Annotated in this window: 1 protein-coding gene; it reads right to left on the bottom strand. The window is 66.1% G+C overall.

The features are described from left to right. Positions 1–669: (Fe-S)-binding protein (locus EHS43_RS45575; RefSeq protein WP_148104385.1), on the bottom strand; the 669-nt coding region annotated here is incomplete at both ends.

Genomic DNA, 669 nt, shown 5'->3' with positions numbered 1-669 from the left:
ATCTCCTCGTTGCGCAGACCCGGGACGCCCGCGATGATCTCGCGCGGAGGCGTGTAGATCTTGTTGTGGCGGCCCAGGTAGCACGGGTCGTGGTAGGTGATGATGCCCTCGACCGGGGTCACCGGGATCAGCTTGCCCTCGTCGACGAGGTGCTGGAGCAGCTGGGTGTGGTGGATGACCTTGTAGTCGCCGCCGAGCTGCGGGTACTCGTTGCCGATGGTGTTGAGGCAGTGCGGGCAGGTCGCGACGATCTTCTTCGCGGACTTCGGCTTGGCGGACTCCGCCACCACCTTGCCGTCGTCGTCCAGCTCCTCGCCGAACGCCATGTTCAGCGCCATGACGTTCTCCATGCCGAGCTCCTGGAACAGGGGCTCGTTGCCCAGGCGGCGGGCGGAGTCGCCGGTGCACTTCTCGTCGCCGCCCATGATCGCGAACTTGACGCCCGCGATGTGCAGCAGTTCGGCGAAGGCCTTCGTGGTCTTCTTCGCGCGGTCCTCCAGGGCGCCCGCGCAGCCGACCCAGTACAGGTACTCGACCTCGGAGAGGTCCTCGATGTCCTGGCCGACGACCGGGACCTCGAACTCGACCTCCTTGAGCCACTCCAGGCGCTGCTTCTTCGCCAGGCCCCAGGGGTTGCCCTTCTTCTCCAGGTTCTTGAGCATGGTGCCC

Origin of the sequence: Streptomyces sp. RP5T (assembly GCF_003933965.1) — a bacterium.
GTDB lineage: Bacteria > Actinomycetota > Actinomycetes > Streptomycetales > Streptomycetaceae > Streptomyces.
Note: the sequence above shows the minus strand (reverse complement) of the source record. Positions and strands in the feature narration are given on the sequence as shown.